We start from the raw sequence: 20006 nt of genomic DNA, 5'->3' as shown, positions 1-20006 counted from the left end.
CTAACCCCACCATACCTCAAATATTTTACTAATAGGAATGTTCCCTATTTTAACTATTTTTTTAATTTTCGAATATAAAAATAATAAAGCAAGCTGATTATGACGATGACGATACCTAAATAGATACCATATTTAGTAGCAAGCAAAGAAATATACTCAATCTGGCTACCAAATAAGTGCCCAAGTATGAAATAAATTAATGTCCAAACAAAGCCTGTTGTATACGAGAATATGGCATAAGTTTTAAAGGACATATGATTCATCCCGACCAAGTACGGAAGAATATGTCTAACAATCGGGATAAAATAACTAAAGACTAAAGCAAAACGCCCATATTTATCAAGCAAATCTTTGGATTGCAATAAATACTTTGCTTTTTTCTTTTTCATAAGTTTATCGAGCACTCGTTGACCAAATTGTCTACCTAGAACATACCCTAGTGAAAGGCCTGAAACAACACCTAAATAAGTAATTAGAAAGGATTTCCATACACTCATTGTATCTAATGACGATAAAAAACCACCACTCATTACAATCATCTCATCCGGGAGTGGCATCCCGATAATGCCTAGCCATAAACTGAAAAACAATGCAAAATAGCCATATTGATCAATAAATAGTAAGAGATCCTGCAACTCCATTAGCTTACCCTCGTATTTCCAAGTTGACAGCTAAAGACATATGCTGGGGGCATATTGATCCACACTTTTTCATGTGAGATCTCCGCGAAATAGCGTTGGAAGAATGCTTTTTTCACAAGTGAATATTGGAACGTGATGAATTTCCCATCATCCAAACAATCCTTCACATTATTTAAAATGCAACATGATACTTCTGACTTTAAAGATGTAAATGGTAGCCCAGAGATAACATAGTCTATTTTTTCAATATGCAACTCGTCTATATATTGCTTCATATTTTCTGCAGAGCCATTGATTACAATAACATAGGCCTCATGAGCGAACTGTTGACGTAATTTCTCGCAAAAATTCGGATTATGTTCAATGAGTACAAGCCATGTAGCTGGCTTTTTTCTTTTCACAAGCTCCTTTGTAAAAGAGCCCATTCCTGGTCCTAGCTCGACAATACATTGTGCAGTTTCAAAACAAATAGGTTGTATCATTTTATAAGCTAATTTTTTAGAGCTCGGGGAAATTGCTCCAATTGTTTTAGGATGTTTTATAAATTCAGTAAGAAAGGTAATAAATTGCATGAAAATTTCTCCTCACTTTGCATTCATGTAGATGGTTCTAACTATAAAGAGCATTTCTTAACGAATTGCGAGGAGAATTCTTAAAATTTTCTTAAGAGTCATAAAAGCTTAAAAGGTAATTCGTTCTAATGATTATTTCCTACATAAAATAGGCATACAATTGCTTCCAATCGAATAGAAACCTATATAGAGAACAATTAGTCAGGGGAAAAATAAAGTGGGGTGTGAAAGGATGCTTAAAGTAAATGATGCAAAAGAATTGGTACTCGGAATTGTGCAAGATGACCCATTGTTTGTTGCACTACAACATACGCCTTTAGAGGAGAACCTCTATAATGATGCCTATCTAGCAGACATCGATGAATCCAAACACTATACAATAGCAGAAGTCGCGGGCTGGTTTAATATCACAGACGCTATGCTTCGCTACTATTTAAAACCGTTTGAGCAATATGTATTTGACAATGCTTCACCGAACGTACATGGGAATATCCGTTTAAACTTGCCTGCTATCGTAAGGCTAAGAATGATTTTGTTACTGAAGGATGAGTATCGTGTGAGAGGGATAAAATTATTGCTAGGTCTTGATGATAACGGTCAGTTACTTAAACATCAAATTACGGCAACGACCATGGATTCAGAGGATCTAACCCATAAAATTGATGTTCTTGGAAACGTCCTACAACAAATGATCCAAACAGGGCTCTTTCAAATTTTGCCGAATGAAGAGCAAGGGACGTTACAAGTTAACATTAATCAGGACTTTCTTGTCGAAAACATTCAACGCTTATCGACTGATTCAGTCCTTCAAGTGGAAGAAATTCAAAAAGAAACGTTAGAACTAAAGCAGGAAAACGAGCATCTCCAAAAGCAAATTACCGAGCTACAAGAAAACAGTGTAAAGGATATTGTGCAAAAAATTAGAGAGCGTCATATTGAAAATGAAATTGTCTCTACACTACGTACAGAAGCATTACAGGAATTTTCAACGAACAATAAAATTAGCTTTTTCACCAAGATGTTCAAATCCGCCCAAATCGAGATGGAAAAAGAGCAGTTTGTCCTAAGCTATATTTCCAAGCATTTAGAAGAGCGTTTAGAAGTTGCGTTGAACGAATACTATGAAAAATAAAGCAAATACTAGTAGAACATGAGTGAGACTATTTAAAATAGTCCCAATCATGTTCTTTTTATTAGATCATGATATTACCTGCTCGATGCTGTGAAAATATAATGTATTCATATAGTCAATCAGGTTCCCTGAATCTATATCAGATTTTCACCCTTTCGTATTGGCTACAACATTCCCTAAGAAACGCAATAATCGGAAATGGAGAGAAACCATTTCATCTACGGTTAAGTTCTCATTACCCTTGTCTAACCACTCCTGAATTACCCCCAAAATGGCAGATGCGATAAAGGCTTGTAGGTATTGCTGAAATTCTGGATCTTGCACTTCCTCGCGTATAACGGATAATCTATCTAATATATGATTGCCAAAGATTGTTTTCATTTTTTGTGTAAAGCCCGGACTTCCTTGCTCTCCTAATAGCATACGAAAGGCTGGGGCATGTTCCTTTATGCAGGCTATCACATTAATAAATGGTTGATACAGTTGGCCCATTTTTAATGTTTGAAAAGCATCGACTGGTTGAACATGCTTCACATAGCGTTCTAATTCCACTAAGAGCTCTTGTTGCAAATCCTCCATTACGGCATATTTATCCGCATAGTGTAGATAAAACGTTCCACGATTAATTTGAGCTGCTAATGCTAATTTTTTTACGGTCACACGTTCAAAGCCCACTTCCTCTACTTGCAGAATCAGTGCCTTTTTAATGGCTTGCTTCGTTTCAAAATTCATTTTTTCATGTACCGACACACAAATTCCCTCCATTTACTTAACACATGCTGGCAAACTGTTGATTGTATTTGCTCACATGCTACCGTAAAATTTTTATCAAATCAACATTGTGTTCAGTGAAGGAGTGAGGTCCGTATGGGCAACCAAGCAATCTCTATTAAATCCCTTGAAAAAAAATTTCACCACAAGCAAGTTATTGCCCCCCTTTCTTTAGCTATTCCTAAAGGACAGTTAATGGGCTTACTTGGTCCGTCAGGCTGTGGTAAAACGACGCTAATCAAAATGATTATGGGCATGCTAAAGCCTGATAATGGTCACATTCGAGTGTTAGATTTAGATGTTCCCCATAAGCAATTATTGAATGATATTGGCTATATGGCACAATCAGATGCACTTTATACAGATTTAACAGGTGAAGAAAATCTTCATTTTTTTGCAAAGCTTTACTCCTTGTCAAAGGCAGAAAGAGTGGAGCGTGTAGCCTATGCCGCAAGCCTTGTTCGTTTAACTGATGACCTACATCTTAAAGTGATCAATTATTCGGGAGGAATGAAACGTCGATTATCTCTTGCTATTGCTCTCATCCAAAATCCTAAACTATTAATCTTAGATGAACCAACCGTTGGTATTGATCCTGTTTTAAAAAAAGAAATTTGGCAGGAACTTATTCGGTTAAAAGAAGAGGAACAAAAGACGATTTTAGTGACGACACATGCGATGGATGAAGCAGAAAAGTGTGATCAATTAGCTATGTTAAGAAGTGGTCATATTATTGCGCAAGGCACACCACAAGCGTTAAAAGAATATTACCAGGCAAAAGATTTTGATGAAGTATTTTTAAAAGCTGGAGGTGACGTACAATGAGAATAGGTGCAATTGTCACAAGAATTATTCAGCAAATGAAACGAGATAAACGGACACTCGCTTTATTATTTTTTGCCCCGCTTCTCGTCTTATCCTTAATGTATTTTATATTTAATAGTAACGAAACTTCTGTCACACTTGTTGTCACGAATGGACCCGCACCACTAATCGATAAATTAAAAGATGCCGATTTTACAATTATTGAGGATGATGATTTTTCGAAAAAGCAGCTACAAGATAAAGAGTATGATGGCTGGCTTACAATCAAGCAAAATGATAGTAAGTTAACGTTATTAAATGATGACCCTTCCCAAGCAAAAGCGTTAACGATGCAGCTTGCGCAAATGTTACAACCTTCACACGCTGCTATAGACAGTTTAGAAACGGACTATGTTTATGGTAATGAGGATACGGCAATTTTTGATATTTTTAGTCCCATGTTAATTGGTTTCTTTGTGTTCTTCTTTGTCTTTTTAATTACAGGAATCGCTTTACTAAAGGAACGTACTTCAGGGACATTGGAGCGACTACTTGCGACACCTATTAAACGCTCTGAAATTGTAGCAGGCTATATGATTGGCTATGGATTATTTGCCTTCTTGCAAACGATTATTATCGTGCTATTTGGTATTTATGTACTAGATATCGTTCATGTAGGTTCAATCTGGCTTGTCTTTCTCATTAATATGATGGTTGCCCTTGTATCGTTATCCTTAGGTGCCTTGCTATCAAGCTTTGCTGCTTCAGAGTTCCAAATGATGCAATTCATCCCGCTTGTTATTGTTCCGCAAGTATTCTTTTCAGGTATATTTCCGCTCGATAGTATGGCAGAATGGCTTCAAAACATTGGACGTATCATGCCTCTTTACTATGCAGCGGACGCATTGAATGATGTTATGTATAAAGGTTATACCTTCCCTGATATCGTAGTGAATATCAGCGTTCTTGCCTGTTTCGCCCTCGTTTTTATTACATTAAATATTATCAGTTTAAAAAAATATCGCTCGTTGTAAAAAATACAGTAAGGATTCATTCCCCTTTAGAGAAGATCCTTACTGTTACTTTATTTAAAATGGTTTCTTTTGCCAAACAAACATCTAGTGTCTTACAATTAGGGTAGTTTCCTTTCAAAACCCAAATAAGTAGGTGTTAGATTTATGAATAGTTTGTTTAACGCACAAAATATCACCAAGCAATACAGGGGCATAAAAATTTTAGATAATGTCTCATTTCCAATCGATCATAACCAAATCATTGCTATCGTTGGGAAAAATGGCTCTGGCAAAAGCACGCTATTAAAAATGATTGCTGGTCTTATTACGCCTGACCATGGTTCAATTATTCCTTCCAAACAAAACTTAAAAATTGGCTATGTCCCAGAAGTTTCCCCTTCTCATATTTTATTTACGCCTCAAGAATATCTTTATCAGATGGGGCGAATCCGTGGAATGGCTAAACAAGAACTATTACCGAGAATAAATTATTTACTAGAACTTTTTAGCTTAGTAGATGTTCAAAATACTCGTATTATCAACTTTTCTAAAGGGATGAAACAAAAAATAATGATTATGCAGGCGATGCTGGATGAAACAGATTTGTTGATATTAGATGAGCCTTTATCAGGATTAGACCTTACATCACAAAATGAGTTGGAACAAACTCTTCATAGCCTCAAACAACAAGGAATGACGATTATCTTAAGCTGTCACGAAACAAAGCTTTTGGATCATGTCGTGGATACGATTCTCATGATTCACAACAAAAAAGTGATGCGGACAGATTTACCCTTGAAGGATGTAACCTATAATCAATTAATTTTTGATATTTCTAATCCTACATACTTAGAGGACCTATCTCATTTAATAGAAATTAACCACCAGACACAATTGGCTACTGGTTTTTACGAAGTTAATATTCGCTATCAAGCACAGCATACCGACGATCTTTTACAACAGCTACTTCTAAAAAAAGCTTCTATCAAACAACTTATGCCAATCAATGATAAGGAGAAATTTATAGCAAATGATTAGTTTAATGCGTTATCAGTTAAGCAATTACGCGAGAACCTATCAGTATGTGCCACCTTTTTCTATTTTCATTTTATGTCTTGTAATCAACTATACATTTGTTCCAAACCCTATATTAGATAGCTTTTCCTTTACCTCTATTATCCTCTTTTTCCTGATGGGTTGGTTTACCGTGACATTGTTTCATTCAGAGGATGAAGGGCAAAAAATGATTACGATACTGCATGCGAATGGTTCAACACCATATAATGTCAGCCTATTTATAATTAATATAGTAATTGCTTTCAGCTTAAGTTTTGTATCTATCATTTACCCAGTAGTCATCCATGCTTTTGCTGAAAAGCCAAGCTTTATTCACCTATTTCTTGGATTTTTCGCCCATTTTACTTTGGCTACTTTAGGTATGGCCCTATCTGCTCTGTTTACAAGAGACCTTGTTAAAAATAAACAAAATACTTGGTGGGGAGTTATTAGTGTATTATTGTTTGCCATAGTATTAGCAACATTAAAGGATTCACTTGACCAACTAAATGGTCTTATTTGGGTTCTTCCCCCTGTCCATCTTTCTTTAGAAATGTTGGCTATTGGCGATCAAATAACATCCATACCTAGTAAGTTTTATTGGCAATTTGCCTGGATACTAGTCTATGCTGGTTTCGTTATCACTCTATTCTTCCTTTTATCTAAGCTAAAAAGGAAATAACCAAAAGGACTCCCGTTTATGGAAGTCCTTTTACCTTGATGTTATTGTGACGAGGTGTATGTAGCAAACAAATCGTTAACAGGCTCAAGAAACTAGAATCGATAAAGCGAACCAACCAAACACCATAGCTTCTTAGTGAAACCTCATTTATTAAGCACCAAATACATACATAGAAAAATGCCAATCCAAGTACTTGAAGCCAAAAGATGAGTTTTTGTTTAGGCTGAATACTTGGTAAGAATTTCTTTGGTTGATTAGCTGCCCTATAAGAGACATAGCAAATCATTAGTGTGATGCCAACTAAAGTACTACCATGTTGCAAGTATTTATAAAGAGGAATCTGTAAACCAAACAGTGGCATTATTTCAGCTAAAATAGATACTTGCGTGACCATAAATCCATTTTTAGGAGTAAAAGAATCCCAAACCACGTGAGTTAACATTCCGAATAAAGCTGAATAGCTAAATACCACGATATTGAATAGTTTACTTTTGGTTGTTTGTTGGTTAGCTGTATCCTGCAAACATACCGGTAAATGATTAATTAGATGTTGCTGAATACATGCTCGATAAATTAGATAGAGCAAGATTACAAGAGGTAGATTAAAAGTAAAAAAACCTGTTAAGCTATGTCCAATCTCGCCTATTGGTCTGCCTCTTAAAAAATATTCAAAATAAGGCTCCATACTTCCTAATACTAATGCTGAAAAATGTATGTATTTACTTTGTCTTGAAAAAGGTAAAATTACGGCTGGATGTGCAAAGGTTAATGGCATATCACCCACCTCCCATCTGTTCAGACGTTTCCAATGACAAAGGTTACCCCCTCATCTAAAATCGCAGTCATGTTGGGTTCAATTTGTTAGAAATTGCTCTTCCGACACTACCTCAATTCCATGCCTTTGTAGTAATGCAGTCGTTACTCCCACACCAACTAATTTAGTGCCATTGAATTCCCCATTGTAAATCATGGCACTACCACAAGATGGGCTATACTCCTTTAAGACAACCTTTGTTGCACCTATTTCGCGTGCTTTTTGTAAGGTCGCATTCGCTCCTTTAAGGTATAATTCTGTAACATCACGTCCAGATCTTTCAACGACCCTTGCTTTCCCATCAAGAACATCATGACCATTTCCTCCAACAATTTCAGCAGGCTCGCGTGGCGTTGTAAAACCTCCCATTAACTCAGGACAAACGGTGACAGCTTTATTTTCTAACACAAGCTTTTGTATTTTTTCATCTAGACTGTTCGTACCATTATAACGAACATTTATTCCAGCTAAGCAGGCACTAATTAAAATCATAGCTCCTCACTCCTTCAACTATCTTTATACAACTATAACATGCTCACATTAGAATGTTTTACGTGATCTGCTCTTTTTTTGATACACTATTTAAATAGCTATCCAAAGGAGGAAAAAATGTCCGATCCTATTTTAATTTTGCCATATACAGATGAATGGGCTAAAGAATTTCATAGCATAGGTTCTCGATTACGTGAGGCCCTAGGAGACAACGCACTGAGAATTGATCATATTGGCTCAACTTCTATAACAGGCTTAGCAGCGAAACCAGTGATTGACATACAACTATCCGTAGCATCATTTACGCCATTGGAAGCGTTTAAAGGACCACTAGAATGTCTTGATTTTATTTATCGAGCAAACAATCCAGACAAGTCTAAACGCTATTTTCGAGAGGCTCCTGGTCATAGACGAGTACATATTCATGTTCGACAGGCTGGTAGTTGGGCAGAACAGCTGGCCTTATTATTTCGAGATTTTTTGCGCTGTCATCCAAATTACTGTCGTCGCTACGAGCAGGTAAAATATGAATTTGCAGAAAAATACATAAATAACCGACAACTATATACAAACTCTAAAGAAGCGATCATTTGGGAAATTTTAAAACAAGCTAATCAATGGAGTCAGCTTACAGGCTGGTCGCCCTCTCGCTCGGATAGCTAATTAACAAGGAGGAATAAATTTGATTGAATTTACTATTTGTTTTGTAAAGAAGGGTGATCATATCCTTTTGCTGAATAGAGATAAGCCGCAGTGGATGGGTGCATGGAATGGTGTTGGTGGTAAAATTGAACAGAATGAAACACCATTAGCTTGTGCAATCCGTGAAATTAAAGAAGAGACATGTATTACTGTCGAGGATATTACGTATAAAGGAAAAATTACATGGACAGATGGCGATATTAACTATGGTTGTATGTATGCGTTTATAGCGGAACTACCTGAATCTTTTACATATGTAACCCCTCTAAAGGTTGCTGAGGGTATTCTAGATTGGAAGGAACTTACTTGGATTTTCCACCCTGAAAATGTGGGCATTGCGGATTTAAAATATTATTTACCCACAATGCTAAAGGAAACAACTAATTATGAATATATTTTTACCTATCAAGACAAAAAATTGGTCAATATCTCTTCAGCACCAATTGAACAAACATCTACTGTCTAATAAAAAACAAGCCTCGGCCATGCATTAGGTGCATGACGAGGCTTATTTTTAATGTCTAGGCTGTGCAAAGCGCATTCTGCACATCGACCAATTTAAGCTTGTATGCTGGATTTCATCATGGATGTCCCACAAGCTATCTACGATTCGCAATTCAACATTATACTCCAATAATGCTTTCTCTATATCATCGATCTCTGTGACATTGATGGGCATTTGTGTTAATTCACTTGTATAATAGCCAGCAATATCATCCTGTAATGTGAATCCATTACTATCAAACTCATATAGGTAAAGACTTGTATTCTTCAATACTTCCAACCACTTGTTTTCTATGACTACTACATGAGAGGCTTGAGCTAGATAGTGCTGTCTGTCCTGCTCTGTTGTCTGTTCTCCTGCATGAAAACAAACACGTGGACAATCTCTTGGCGTTAAATAATTCGGCAAGCATCTCTCGTTGATCGCCCATACAAGCCCTTTGGTGGCATCTAAATCTGGTCGCTCAGGTAGTCGAGGATGAAAAATCGTAATAGTAGGGTCTTCACTGATATGGAATAAACGCATGGTTACTTCTCCTTTATTTTCTTAATTTAAAAACAATAAAATCTGCACAATGCAAATCTTCCTTAAATTGAGGATACTTCTCTAGCATCTCCTCTGATGGCTTTGGCTCTACAATAGTTTCAATCATAAATCCAGCTTGCCTAATTGCTTGCACATAGCTTGTTAATGTTCGATGGTACAGAATGATTGGTGGCTCAGCATCTAGCTGTTGGTACACCCCTTCATAAAAATAACGTTGGACTTTCCAATATTGCTGATCTAGCTCCACATGTCTCATCCATCCACTATTTGGTGTCACAAAGCATGGGTGTAAAATCGAAAAAATAAAAGTGCTAGTAGGTTTTAATAATCGATACATCTCACATAGAGCAGCCTGATAATCCTCTAAATCTTGGAGAACCATATTCGAAACAATACAATCAAATTGTTCATCTGCTAGAAACGCTAATTTTTCACAGTTCCCTTGTAAAAATTGAATAGCATCCTTCTGTGGCGTTCTTTCCTTAGCAATGTCCAGCATTTTTTGTGAAAAATCAACCGCTGTTACTCTTGCACCATTCTTCACCAGTAATCTGCTTAAATAGCCTTCTCCACACCCTGCATCTAATACATGCTTTCCATTGATCTCTTCCAACAATGCAAAGATAGTGGGGTTTAACAGTACTACACGATGAATGTCACCCTGCTCATCGTAGTTAGCTGTATACCTTTCTGCATATTGATTCCAGCGTTGAACGGCTTGTTCTGTATTCATATAAAGACCTCATTTCAAAGTAGAATCGTAACGTTACGTCTTTTGTGCACTTGTCTATTTTTCCATATAAAGAAAAAAATATATAGACTTTTATTATATCTTTTAATATCATGTAGATAGAGGCACGGCTTCTTTAAGTAAATGAGAAAAGCCAGAAATCCCAATAGGATTTCTGGCTTTTATGCGTTATATTGAAATGGATTGTTCAGCGACAGCTTCTTTTTTGACAGTGAGCCACCTGCCAACAACCATGACAAGTAATGCAAGAAATACAATTACCCCTGCAAAGACAAGTGCTGCTTTATAGCTGCTATAAACTTCTACCAGTTTTCCTGCGATAATTGGACCAATAATTTGTCCAAAAGCATAAAAGGTTGTTAATAGAGATACAACGAATCCGCTCTGGGTCGGAAAAAGCTGACGTGCATAGGATGTTGTTAGTGTGACTATTCCTACAAAGGTTAGACCGAATAAAAACGATGCTAACAATACACTCCATACACTTTGTGAAAATACGGGTAACAAGATGCCTATCACTTGAAATATGTATGCCACAAACAAAATTTTTATTGCCGAAAATTTTTCTAATAAAACTGTCCAGACTGGTGCTGATGGTATCGCTGCTAACCCCACCATCACCCAGCTATACGAGGAATAAGCCTGTAGAGAAGGGATATTATGAATAATATCAACTAAAAAAGTTCCTGTAATAATATAACCTAAGCCCTCTAATCCATAAGACACGATCAGCCATGGCATAAAGCCCTTTGTCATTTTCGTATCGAGTGATTTTGCAACTTTTAAACCGTCCCCAGTCTCTAAACCCTTCCACAAAATAGTTGTCATGAGTAAAAAAACCGCTGACAATATTCCTAATCCTAGCCATGTACCTTGCCATGCAAATTTAGCTTCAATAATAGGTACACATAAACCTGAAATTGCAATCCCTAAACCAATCCCACTAAAGACATAGCCAGACCATCGTGACAGTGAATGTTTCGCCAAATAATCCATCACAATACTAGACGTTAAGACAAAAATTAAGCCCCCTGTAATACCTGCGATTAAACGAAGCACTAGCCATACACTATACAGCTCTATTAATCCCATTAAGCCTACTGAAAGGACGTTGAAAACAACACTTGCCAATAAAAGTTTTTTGCGTTGACGATAAATAAAGCCCGCCCATAATGCTCCAATAAAATAGCCAATATAATTGCTTGAGGCTAAAAACCCAGCTACTTCTAATGAAAATCCTACATCACGGCGCATAAATGGCAAAATCGGTGTAAAAGCAAAGCGACTAATCCCCATCGCTACAACCAATAATAATATTCCTCCAAAAACAATCCCCATATGCTGTCGATTCAAGTGTTCATCCCCCTCCCCAGTTCCCTACTGTAATTAAAAGAATACAGAGTGAAGATTAATAAATCTAATATATAATGTATATAAAAGCATAAAAATAATTTATAAAAGGTGTGTCTATCATGAATTTACATGCACTACGTTTATTTACGAAAGTGGCCGAGCTCAATAGTGTTTCCAAAGCTGCCCAAGCTCTTATGATAAGTCAGCCAGCCGTCACTATACAAATACGAAATTTAGAAAAGGAACTAGCTTTAACCTTGTTGGAATCTAAAGGGAGAGGTATTACACTAACACAAAATGGCGCTTTTTTATATAAACAGGCTCAGCGATTATTTGATTTAGAGCAGGATATCGAAAATAAAATAGAGCAGCTAAAAAATACTGGCAACGAAGAATTGCAAATCGCATCTACACATGTCCCCTCTCACTTTTTATTACCCAAATGGCTTGCTTATTTTAAGCAAATCTATCCAGCTACAAATATTCATTTAAAAACGGCTAACTCGCATCAAGTAATTGAGGAATTACTGCATTATAAGGTAGATTTAGCCTTTATTGTCAAAGAGGATGGACATCACCCAGATATCAATTATCAATTTTTAATGAACTTAGATTATTGGTTTATCGCGCCCTATAATCACCCACTAGCGGATCAAACTGTATCGTTAGCAGAACTTATGCAACAGCCCTTTGTCACAAGGGAAGATGGTAGCTCCACAAAAGAATACTTAAATGCTTTATGTAAGGTGCATAAGATTCCCCCACCTCAGGTCGGACTACAACTAGATGGAATTAATGAATCAATCCATGCTATTGCAGCAGGATTCGGTACTATGCTAGCCCCTTCCATTGCAGCCTCTAGCTTTATCCAACAGCAACAAGTATCACGTGTCTTTATAAAGGATATCGATATTCAGCGTCCTATCTATCTTTGTACTAGAAAAAATGAACAGCATCATTCCTCATCCTTTAATAACTTTCTCCACATCATCAATCAATCGATTTGATAGTAAACGTGTCCAATCTCAAAGGAATCGAGAAATTCATCATCGATTCCTTTCTAGCTTCTTCTGCTTATCATCTAAATGTCTAAGACTACTAGTAGTCTTATTGCAGCTAGTACGGCAAACTATCCAATTTGTGTAACGCTCTCAAATTACTTTGTTTATCCATCCATCAACGCTTGTCAAAGCTGTCAAATAGTAGTTGAAAATGCTCTTTAAATCCTCTTGTTAATCCATCAATATTCGCTTTTTTATAGACTTGATAGTTTAAATAGCCTATAATAATCCATGTTATTATCAATAAACGAACATTAAGGTGGTTTTTATGACTGAATATACGCATATTTTCAAAGGGACAGCATTTACAAGTAAATCTGCTACTGAGGTTCAAATCTTAAAAGATTATTTATTTTTCATTAATGCTGACGGCATGATTGATAAAACAATCGCTCCTGAACATACTGATTACCAGCAACTATTAACTACATATCAACATCAAAATAATTTCCATCAATTATCTGAAGGGCAATATTTCTTACCAGGATTTGTCGATCTACATGTCCATGCGCCGCAATGGGCTCAATCAGGTACAGCTCTAGATATTCCTCTTTATGATTGGCTGAACACATACACTTTCCCTATCGAATCAAAATTTTCGGATTTAGCGTTTGCCCAAGAGGTCTATGAGGATTTAGTAGGCACGCTTCTTGCCAATGGAACAACAACATCCTTATATTTTGCGACAGTCCATAAAGAGGCAAGCGTTCTTTTAGCTAAAATTTGCGCAGAGAAGGGCCAACGAGGACTAGTCGGAAAAGTGGTCATGGATGATCCAGAGCAAAATCCAGATTTTTATCGTGATGCAAACACACAAACAGCATTAGCCGATACAGAAGAGTTTATTTTAGCAGTAAAAGAACTAGCCAAAACAACTAAACAAGGTGTCTATCCAGTTGTGACACCACGTTTTATACCAAGCTGTACTGACAATGCCTTAAAAGGTTTAGGTGAATTAGCTGCAAAATATGATACACATATTCAGTCGCATTGTAGCGAAAGTGACTGGGAGCATGGCTATGTTAAAGAACGATTTAATAAAAATGATGCTGTTGCTTTACATGACTTTGGTTTATTAGGTAAAAAATCTGTCATGGCACATTGTAATTTCTTAAGTGATGACGATGCACGACTATTTGCTGAAACTGGTACTGCCATTGGCCATTGTCCAATCTCCAATGCCTATTTTGCTAATAGTGTCATTCCTATCGCCCGCTTCCATGCGATGGGTGTTGATATTGGATTAGGCTCAGATGTTTCAGGAGGATTTTCTCCAAGTCTTTTTGATAATGCAAGACAGGCTGTTATGTCATCGAGAATGTTAGAGGATGGTGTAGATACAGCTATAGCGGCTGATCAACGTGGTGTGCCAAATTCACGTATTACCATTAATGAGGCATTTTATTTAGCAACAGCTGGCGGTGGAGAAAGCCTAAGCCTTCCAATAGGCCGTTTACAGGAACACTATACATGGGATGTACAGATCATTGATACAAAAATCCCTTCTGCCAAGCTCCCTATTTTTGATCAGAATGAAGATTTACGCGATATTTTTCAAAAAATGATGTATCTTGTACTTCCAGAAAATATTCGTGAGGTTTGGGTGCAAGGAAATAAAGTTCATACGAGAGTGTAAAATTGATTCTCTAATTTCTATAGTAACTAAATAATTATTTGAGGTGTACATCTTCGTGGAAACGCAACTTAGTAAACAAACTAATGAAACAAGAAAAACCCAGTTAACCGTATTACCAGATGAAAAAGTCTCGATTGGTCAATCAGCGCTTCTAGGGTTACAGCATGTCATGGCAATGGATGTTTACGTAGTCCCATTTTTAATTGCCATGCTTATCGGCTTACAAACTGGCCAGGCAAGTGCATTAATTCAATCAACGTTTATTGCGGCAGGAATCGCAACGATTGTACAAACACATTTTTGTATGAAATTACCGATGGCACAAGGCCCTTCCTATGTCCCACTCGGCGCCATTGTTGGGATCTATGCAGCAAGCGGTAGTGGTAATTTAGGCTGGAGCACTGTGTTAGGTGCTAGCTTAATAGGAGCTATTTTAGTCATTATTTTAGGCTATACAGGCATCTTCAATAAAATTGTCAAAACATTTATTCCACCAATTGTTGGAGGAACAATTATTTTTGTGGTTGGTCTATCCTTAATGCCTGTCGGTTTAAGTGATAATATTTTTAATGGAGCAGGGGCATCCATTAACCAAAATATCTATTTAGCGTTAATTTCAGCAGTTGTCTTGATTATTTGTGTTATGTTAGGCACGGTCTTTCATCAAAAAGGACGTCTATTCCGTATTACTTCCGTTATCATTACCTTAATCGCTGGTAGTATTGCAGCAAATATGATGGGTGTTTTAAATTTATCAGCAGTATCGCAAGCAAAATGGTTTAGTATGCCACAAATTCCCTTCGCAGATTTTGGCTTTAGCTTTAATATTTCAGCAATTATCACAATGGTCATTATTTATATTGTCTTAATGGCAGAAACTACTGGAACATGGTTTGCGATCAGCAATGTCATCGACAAACCATTAACCGATAAACAAATTAATCGTGGTGTTATTGGTGAAGGAATTGGTTGCTTTATTGCTTCATTATTAGGATCAACTCCAGTTACGGGCTACTCTACCAATGCAGGTGTTATCTCTATTACAGGGATTGCAAGCCGTCGAGTATTTATCGCTGCGGGTATTTGGTTTATCGTCTTCGGGTTCTCTGGTAAATTAGCTGCACTGATTTCAGCAATTCCGTCTGCCGTCATCGGTGGTGTATTTGTGATTGTCTGTGGCATAATAGCCATTAGTGGTTTACAGGTCATGAAAAATGAACGTATTGGTGAAAAGGAAATGTATGTGATAGCAATCCCTATCATTTTAACGTTAGCTCTTTCTTTATTGCCTGATGATTTCTTATACTCGTTACCTACAACTGTTCAATATTTATTTGGCTCACCCATAGCAACTGCTGCCCTCGTTGCTATTATCCTCAACAAAGTTCTACCAAGCTCAAAGTAGTAAATCTGACGTGCACAGCACCTTCGTCCATTAGGAGAGTAGGTGCTGTGCTTATTTACTTTCAAAAATTTCTGTTTCCTTAACGATTCATCTGTTATACTAGAGCAAAAAAGTAGGGATTAAAATGGTATATGATGTCATAATTGTGGGTGCTGGCTCTATGGGAATGGCTGCTGGTTACTATTTAGCTAAGGCTGGAAAAAAAGTCCTTATGCTAGATACTTATACTCCCCCTCATCAGGAAGGTAGCCATCATGGGGACACACGAATTATCCGTTATGCTTATGGGGAAGGCGCTAGTTATGTGCCTTTTGTCAAAAGAGCTGGGGAACTTTGGCAGGAGCTCGAAACGCTAGCAGACGAACATTTATTTTTACAAACAGGGGTAGTAAATATTGGCGAACCAACATGTGCTTTTATTCAGAACGTGAAAGCTAGTGCAGCATTTTATGGCTTAGCACTCGAATACTATTCAGCAGCTGAAGCAATGAATAAGTGGCCAGGGCTATCCTTGCCAGTAAATTTAGTAGCTTATTTTGAGCCGACAGCAGGTGTCCTTCGTGTGGAAGCGTGTATACGAGCTTATAAAAAATTAGCTTTAGAAGCCGGGGCAAGCCTACAGACAAACGAAAAAGTACTGACCATCCAAGCTGGAGAAATGGTACAAGTTCAAACAGCACAAAACATCTACAAGGCGAAGCACTTAATTGTAACTGCAGGTGCCTGGGCAACGGAGTTACTCCAAACGCTTGGTATAACTATTCCAGTAACACCAACTCGGAAAACTTTTGCATGGTTTGACGCAGATGAGCAGCTTTATCATGACGAGGTTTTTCCAGCCTATTGCTTTGAATTTGCCGATTCGACCTACTATGGCTTTCCAAGTATTGATGGGACAGGATTGAAGCTTGGACGACATGATGGCGGTGAAGCGATTAATCCAAATGAACCGTTACGACCATTTGATGAAGCCGACAGCGTTGACTTACAAAACTTTATCGATCAGTTCATGCCCCAGCACGGAGCATTAAAATACGGAAAAACATGTAAATATTCGATGACACCAGATGAAGATTTCATTATCGATTTTTTACCTGAACATCAAAATATCATCATCGCTGCAGGCTTTTCTGGACATGGCTTTAAATTTAGCAGTGCCGTTGGAGAAGTATTAGCGGATTTAATCATTGACGGCAAAAGTAAACAGGATTTAACAACCTTTCAGCTTAGTCGATTTTAACAAAATAAGGATTGGTACAACGGTATTCGTTGCACCAATCCTTTATTTTTGTAGCATCCCTTGAAACTCTTGCCAATCATATAAGCGTGGTAGATTCACATGTTGGTTATAGGATTGATTTTTTAACATAACTTTAGTCCTTACGTCGTTCAGCGTTTCCAGCACAGCTGGTTTATCATCTACATAAATATCTAAAGCAAGCTCTTTTATAATGGCCACTTTTTCTGTATCTTGCATCCCACAGAAAAAACGTCCTTCGGTAATGGGGAAACCTTGCTCTTCCATCCATGCTTTTGTTTGCGCACAATACTGCTTAGGACGAGAAGTAATATAGTAAATCTCATGTCCTGACTCGGCTAAAGCTTGCAGTGTTTCTAAGGCGTCCTTAAAAGGAGGACAGTCCGTAAAATAAATTTCCTCTAATGTGCTATTCCACATTGCTGAACCTTCCTCATCCGTTAAACCAAAAGGTTCATGAATTTCTACTCGTAGTAAGGCTTGAAAGGTTTCAAAGGAAACATTCTTCCCTAGTTTTTGATTGTAAAGAGAAAAGGCATGTGCTCGTAAATCAATTAATGTGTCATCTATATCAAAGCCAAACTTCATCTAGTTGTTCGTCCCTTCAAGAAGCCTTATTGATGAAATTATCAGCAAATGTTTGCTCTTTTTCAATTTGTTTTGCTAATACTTCTTCAATGGCTTGCTTACGCATTTGTTGAAAATCTTGTACATTAAAATGTGCTAGCGTGTCTTTATTTAGTAATGACGCAAGACACTCTGCATCCTTCAGTGCACTATTAAGCCCAAAGGCGCCAGTGGGTGTCATAGTATGAACAGCATCCCCTAACAAGACAAGACCTTTTGTCCCCCAGCTATGACAATGGCTACTGAAGACATCCAGCAACACAAAATCACGCCAAGATGTTATACGCTCCGTCACGGTCTTCGCTAACTCTGGAAATGCATCCGAAAGCTGTTGTATAAATGGTGTAAACACTTGTTTTCGAAGCTGCGGGAAGCTCCCTTGTTCAATATTCCAGCCAATTTGAATAAAGCCCCCGACTTGTGTAAACAATGACAGTTGCTTATCTTCGATTAATGCCATTTTAATTGATGGTTCCCAGCCAGGAGGGGCAGGAATTTTAGCCCATAGTAAATCAAAGCCATGTTTATGTTTTTGAGCATCAATATGTGCTTGCTTACGAATGGTAGAATAGCGGCCATCAGCACCGATTATTAACTGACTATTGATTTTTATCGTGTCCCCACCTTTTATTGCTGTGATCCCTTTATAATATCCCGATGCATCCATAACGAGCTTTATTACCTTTGTATGTAGTAAACATGTAAAGTTGGGTAATAATTGTGCTTTTTGTATAATGGCTTTTAATAAATGTTTTTGCGGTACATGTATACCTAAATGCCCTACTGCCTCATCAGGATATATCGTTTTAAAAGGTCTACCATCTGCGTAATACTCAAGCTTCTCCATTCGTAATACGCCAAGGGATTCGACTGCTTCAAAAAGATGATGGTTTTTTAAAACAGCCTCGCCCTCCTCATTTAAATGCTCGCCACGAAATGCCTGGCCGAGTGCTGCGTTCTGCTCTAGTAGAATCACGGATAACCCTTTTTGGGCTAATAAATAGGCCAGCAATGTTCCAGCTGGTCCTGCTCCTACTATACATACATCCGCATGGTAATTCATTTTTCCTCACCTTGCTTTGGATAGGCAATAATTCGCAAATCCTCGCCGACTTTATCAAATGTAGTAACTTCAACATTCCATGCTTCGTTCATAAAAGAGGGATTATGGCCAGCAAATGGCGTTAACGATAAATTCCCTCCCAGAACTTTAGGGGCAATATACACCACATACTTGTCAATAGCTCCTTGCTGTAAAAATGAAGCATTCACTTTACTTCCACCTTCTAGTAGAATATCTGTAATGCCAAGTTGATAAAGCTGTTCAAGCATCTCATCAATCTGAAGTCCGTGTTCATTTTTGCCCACAGGTAAAACCGTGACACCTTTCTCTGTAAACTGATCAATCTTGTCTTGGCTTACGTCCTTACTACAAACAAGAATCGTTTGTGCTTGCTCTGTATTTAACACATTCGCAAGGTCAGGTGTACGTAGAGAACTATCCATAATAATACGTGTTGGATGTTTTCCATTCCCTTCCTTTAATCTTGTTGTTAAAGTAGGATTATCAGCGATGACTGTACCAACACCTACTAAAATTCCATCTACTTCATGACGAATTTGGTGCACATCCTCACGCGCTGCCTCGCCTGTCACCCACTTAGAATGCCCTGTATGTGTGGCAATTTTCCCATCTAAAGTCATAGCAAATTTTGAAATGACAAAGGGGCGTTGCGTCAACATATTGTGAATAAAGCGTTCATTTAAACGGCGCGCTTGTTGCTCTAAAATCCCCACTTCTACCTCTATTCCAGCATCTCGAAGCAATTGAATGCCACGCCCTGCTACAGCTGGGTTAGGATCTTGCATAGCAACCACAACACGACGTACTCCAGAATCCTTCACTAAATTCGCACAAGGAGGTGTTTTGCCATAATGTGAGCAGGGCTCTAGCATTACATAGAGCGTCGCACCGTGCGCATGTTCACTAGCCATGCGAAAAGCATGCACTTCTGCATGAGGTTCACCTGCTTTTCTGTGTAAGCCTGTGCCAACAATCACGCCGTCCTTCACAATGACTGCCCCAACAAGTGGATTTGGGTTAGTATTTCCTTTCGCACTAGCTGCTAAATCTAGTGCTAATTGCATATACTTTTCATCTAAATTCGTCATGATCGTAACCTCC

The 20006-nt window shown here is 37.7% G+C and carries 22 protein-coding genes; 11 read left to right on the top strand and 11 right to left on the bottom strand.

The window, feature by feature from the left end:
• Positions 1–53 precede the first annotated feature (53 nt).
• Both OU989_RS06155 and OU989_RS06150 read right to left on the bottom strand, forming a co-directional pair.
• Positions 54–641 carry a DedA family protein gene (locus OU989_RS06155; RefSeq protein ID WP_274796242.1) on the bottom strand — a complete coding sequence of 196 codons (588 nt, stop codon included), beginning with the start codon at positions 639–641 and terminating at the stop codon, positions 54–56.
• Positions 641–1213: a class I SAM-dependent methyltransferase gene (locus OU989_RS06150; RefSeq protein WP_274796241.1), complete on the bottom strand. Its 573-nt coding sequence runs from the start codon at positions 1211–1213 to the stop codon at positions 641–643. The genes OU989_RS06155 and OU989_RS06150 overlap by 1 nt, the downstream gene beginning before the upstream one ends.
• A 232-nt stretch (positions 1214–1445) precedes the next feature.
• On the opposite strand from OU989_RS06150, the gene OU989_RS06145 reads away from it, so the two are divergent.
• Entirely contained in the window at positions 1446–2345 is a 900-nt protein-coding gene (locus tag OU989_RS06145) for a hypothetical protein (RefSeq protein WP_274796240.1), read from the top strand.
• A gap of 147 nt (positions 2346–2492) precedes the next feature.
• Here OU989_RS06145 and OU989_RS06140 read toward each other — a convergent pair whose 3' ends face one another.
• Positions 2493–3095, bottom strand: a complete 603-nt coding sequence (locus tag OU989_RS06140) for a TetR/AcrR family transcriptional regulator (protein WP_274796239.1) — start codon at positions 3093–3095, stop codon at positions 2493–2495.
• 117 nt (positions 3096–3212) lie between these two features.
• Here OU989_RS06140 and OU989_RS06135 point away from each other — a divergent pair, with 117 nt between their 5' ends.
• The 4 genes from OU989_RS06135 (at position 3213) to OU989_RS06120 (ending at position 6671) form a co-directional block, all read left to right on the top strand.
• Positions 3213–3941, top strand: a complete 729-nt coding sequence (locus OU989_RS06135) for an ABC transporter ATP-binding protein (RefSeq protein ID WP_274796237.1) — start codon at positions 3213–3215, stop codon at positions 3939–3941.
• Positions 3938–4954, top strand: coding sequence for an ABC transporter permease (locus OU989_RS06130; protein WP_274796236.1), 1017 nt, complete (start codon positions 3938–3940; stop codon positions 4952–4954). The genes OU989_RS06135 and OU989_RS06130 overlap by 4 nt, the downstream gene beginning before the upstream one ends.
• Positions 4955–5098: 144 nt before the next feature.
• Positions 5099–5971, top strand: a complete 873-nt coding sequence (locus tag OU989_RS06125; RefSeq protein ID WP_274796235.1) for an ABC transporter ATP-binding protein — start codon at positions 5099–5101, stop codon at positions 5969–5971.
• A complete protein-coding gene (locus OU989_RS06120; protein WP_274796234.1) occupies positions 5964–6671 on the top strand; it encodes an ABC transporter permease in 708 nt (235 codons plus the stop codon). Before OU989_RS06125 ends, OU989_RS06120 begins: the two co-directional genes overlap by 8 nt.
• A gap of 16 nt (positions 6672–6687) precedes the next feature.
• Here OU989_RS06120 and OU989_RS06115 read toward each other — a convergent pair whose 3' ends face one another.
• Both OU989_RS06115 and OU989_RS06110 read right to left on the bottom strand, forming a co-directional pair.
• Complete coding sequence (locus tag OU989_RS06115; RefSeq protein ID WP_274796233.1) at positions 6688–7446, bottom strand: DUF4184 family protein; 759 nt, start codon at positions 7444–7446, stop codon at positions 6688–6690.
• A gap of 78 nt (positions 7447–7524) precedes the next feature.
• Entirely contained in the window at positions 7525–7977 is a 453-nt protein-coding gene (locus OU989_RS06110; protein WP_274796232.1) for a 2-thiouracil desulfurase family protein, read from the bottom strand.
• 117 nt (positions 7978–8094) lie between these two features.
• On the opposite strand from OU989_RS06110, the gene OU989_RS06105 reads away from it, so the two are divergent.
• The gene (locus OU989_RS06105) at positions 8095–8640 is read left to right on the top strand and encodes a GrpB family protein (protein WP_274796231.1); all 546 of its coding nucleotides are present in this window, start codon (positions 8095–8097) and stop codon (positions 8638–8640) included.
• A 19-nt stretch (positions 8641–8659) separates the two neighbouring features.
• A complete protein-coding gene (locus tag OU989_RS06100; RefSeq protein WP_274796230.1) occupies positions 8660–9145 on the top strand; it encodes an NUDIX hydrolase in 486 nt (161 codons plus the stop codon).
• Positions 9146–9193: 48 nt separating this feature from the next.
• Here the strand turns inward: OU989_RS06100 and OU989_RS06095 are convergent, their stop codons facing one another.
• From OU989_RS06095 to OU989_RS06085, 3 genes are all read right to left on the bottom strand, one after another.
• A complete protein-coding gene (locus OU989_RS06095; protein WP_274796229.1) occupies positions 9194–9709 on the bottom strand; it encodes a DUF6886 family protein in 516 nt (171 codons plus the stop codon).
• 13 nt (positions 9710–9722) lie between these two features.
• Positions 9723–10463 (bottom strand): class I SAM-dependent methyltransferase, encoded by a 741-nt coding sequence (locus OU989_RS06090; RefSeq protein WP_274796228.1) that lies wholly within the window; start codon positions 10461–10463, stop codon positions 9723–9725.
• Positions 10464–10649: 186 nt separating this feature from the next.
• Positions 10650–11834, bottom strand: a complete 1185-nt coding sequence (locus tag OU989_RS06085) for a YbfB/YjiJ family MFS transporter (protein ID WP_274796227.1) — start codon at positions 11832–11834, stop codon at positions 10650–10652.
• Positions 11835–11953: 119 nt separating this feature from the next.
• On the opposite strand from OU989_RS06085, the gene OU989_RS06080 reads away from it, so the two are divergent.
• The 4 genes from OU989_RS06080 (at position 11954) to solA (ending at position 17176) form a co-directional block, all read left to right on the top strand.
• Positions 11954–12841: a LysR family transcriptional regulator gene (locus OU989_RS06080; protein ID WP_274796226.1), complete on the top strand. Its 888-nt coding sequence runs from the start codon at positions 11954–11956 to the stop codon at positions 12839–12841.
• A gap of 322 nt (positions 12842–13163) precedes the next feature.
• Positions 13164–14531 carry a guanine deaminase gene (guaD, locus tag OU989_RS06075; RefSeq protein ID WP_274796225.1) on the top strand — a complete coding sequence of 456 codons (1368 nt, stop codon included), beginning with the start codon at positions 13164–13166 and terminating at the stop codon, positions 14529–14531.
• A gap of 55 nt (positions 14532–14586) precedes the next feature.
• A complete protein-coding gene (locus OU989_RS06070) occupies positions 14587–15936 on the top strand; it encodes a uracil-xanthine permease family protein (RefSeq protein WP_274796224.1) in 1350 nt (449 codons plus the stop codon).
• Between the two features lie 124 nt (positions 15937–16060).
• Positions 16061–17176, top strand: a complete 1116-nt coding sequence (solA, locus tag OU989_RS06065) for an N-methyl-L-tryptophan oxidase (RefSeq protein ID WP_274796223.1) — start codon at positions 16061–16063, stop codon at positions 17174–17176.
• A 42-nt stretch (positions 17177–17218) separates the two neighbouring features.
• Here solA and OU989_RS06060 read toward each other — a convergent pair whose 3' ends face one another.
• Genes OU989_RS06060 through ribD form a run of 3 tightly spaced genes read right to left on the bottom strand, consistent with a single transcriptional unit; the run spans position 17219 to position 19993 of the window.
• On the bottom strand, positions 17219–17782 hold the full coding sequence (locus OU989_RS06060; RefSeq protein WP_274796222.1) for a 5' nucleotidase, NT5C type: 564 nt from the start codon (positions 17780–17782) through the stop codon (positions 17219–17221).
• A gap of 16 nt (positions 17783–17798) precedes the next feature.
• Complete coding sequence (locus OU989_RS06055; protein WP_274796221.1) at positions 17799–18884, bottom strand: FAD-dependent oxidoreductase; 1086 nt, start codon at positions 18882–18884, stop codon at positions 17799–17801.
• A complete protein-coding gene (gene ribD, locus OU989_RS06050; RefSeq protein ID WP_274796220.1) occupies positions 18881–19993 on the bottom strand; it encodes a bifunctional diaminohydroxyphosphoribosylaminopyrimidine deaminase/5-amino-6-(5-phosphoribosylamino)uracil reductase RibD in 1113 nt (370 codons plus the stop codon). The genes OU989_RS06055 and ribD overlap by 4 nt, the downstream gene beginning before the upstream one ends.
• Positions 19994–20006 lie beyond the last annotated feature (13 nt).

The sequence above is a fragment of the Lysinibacillus irui genome (assembly GCF_028877475.1).
In the GTDB taxonomy this organism is placed as follows: Bacteria; Bacillota; Bacilli; order Bacillales_A; family Planococcaceae; genus Lysinibacillus; species Lysinibacillus irui.
Note: the sequence above shows the minus strand (reverse complement) of the source record. Positions and strands in the feature narration are given on the sequence as shown.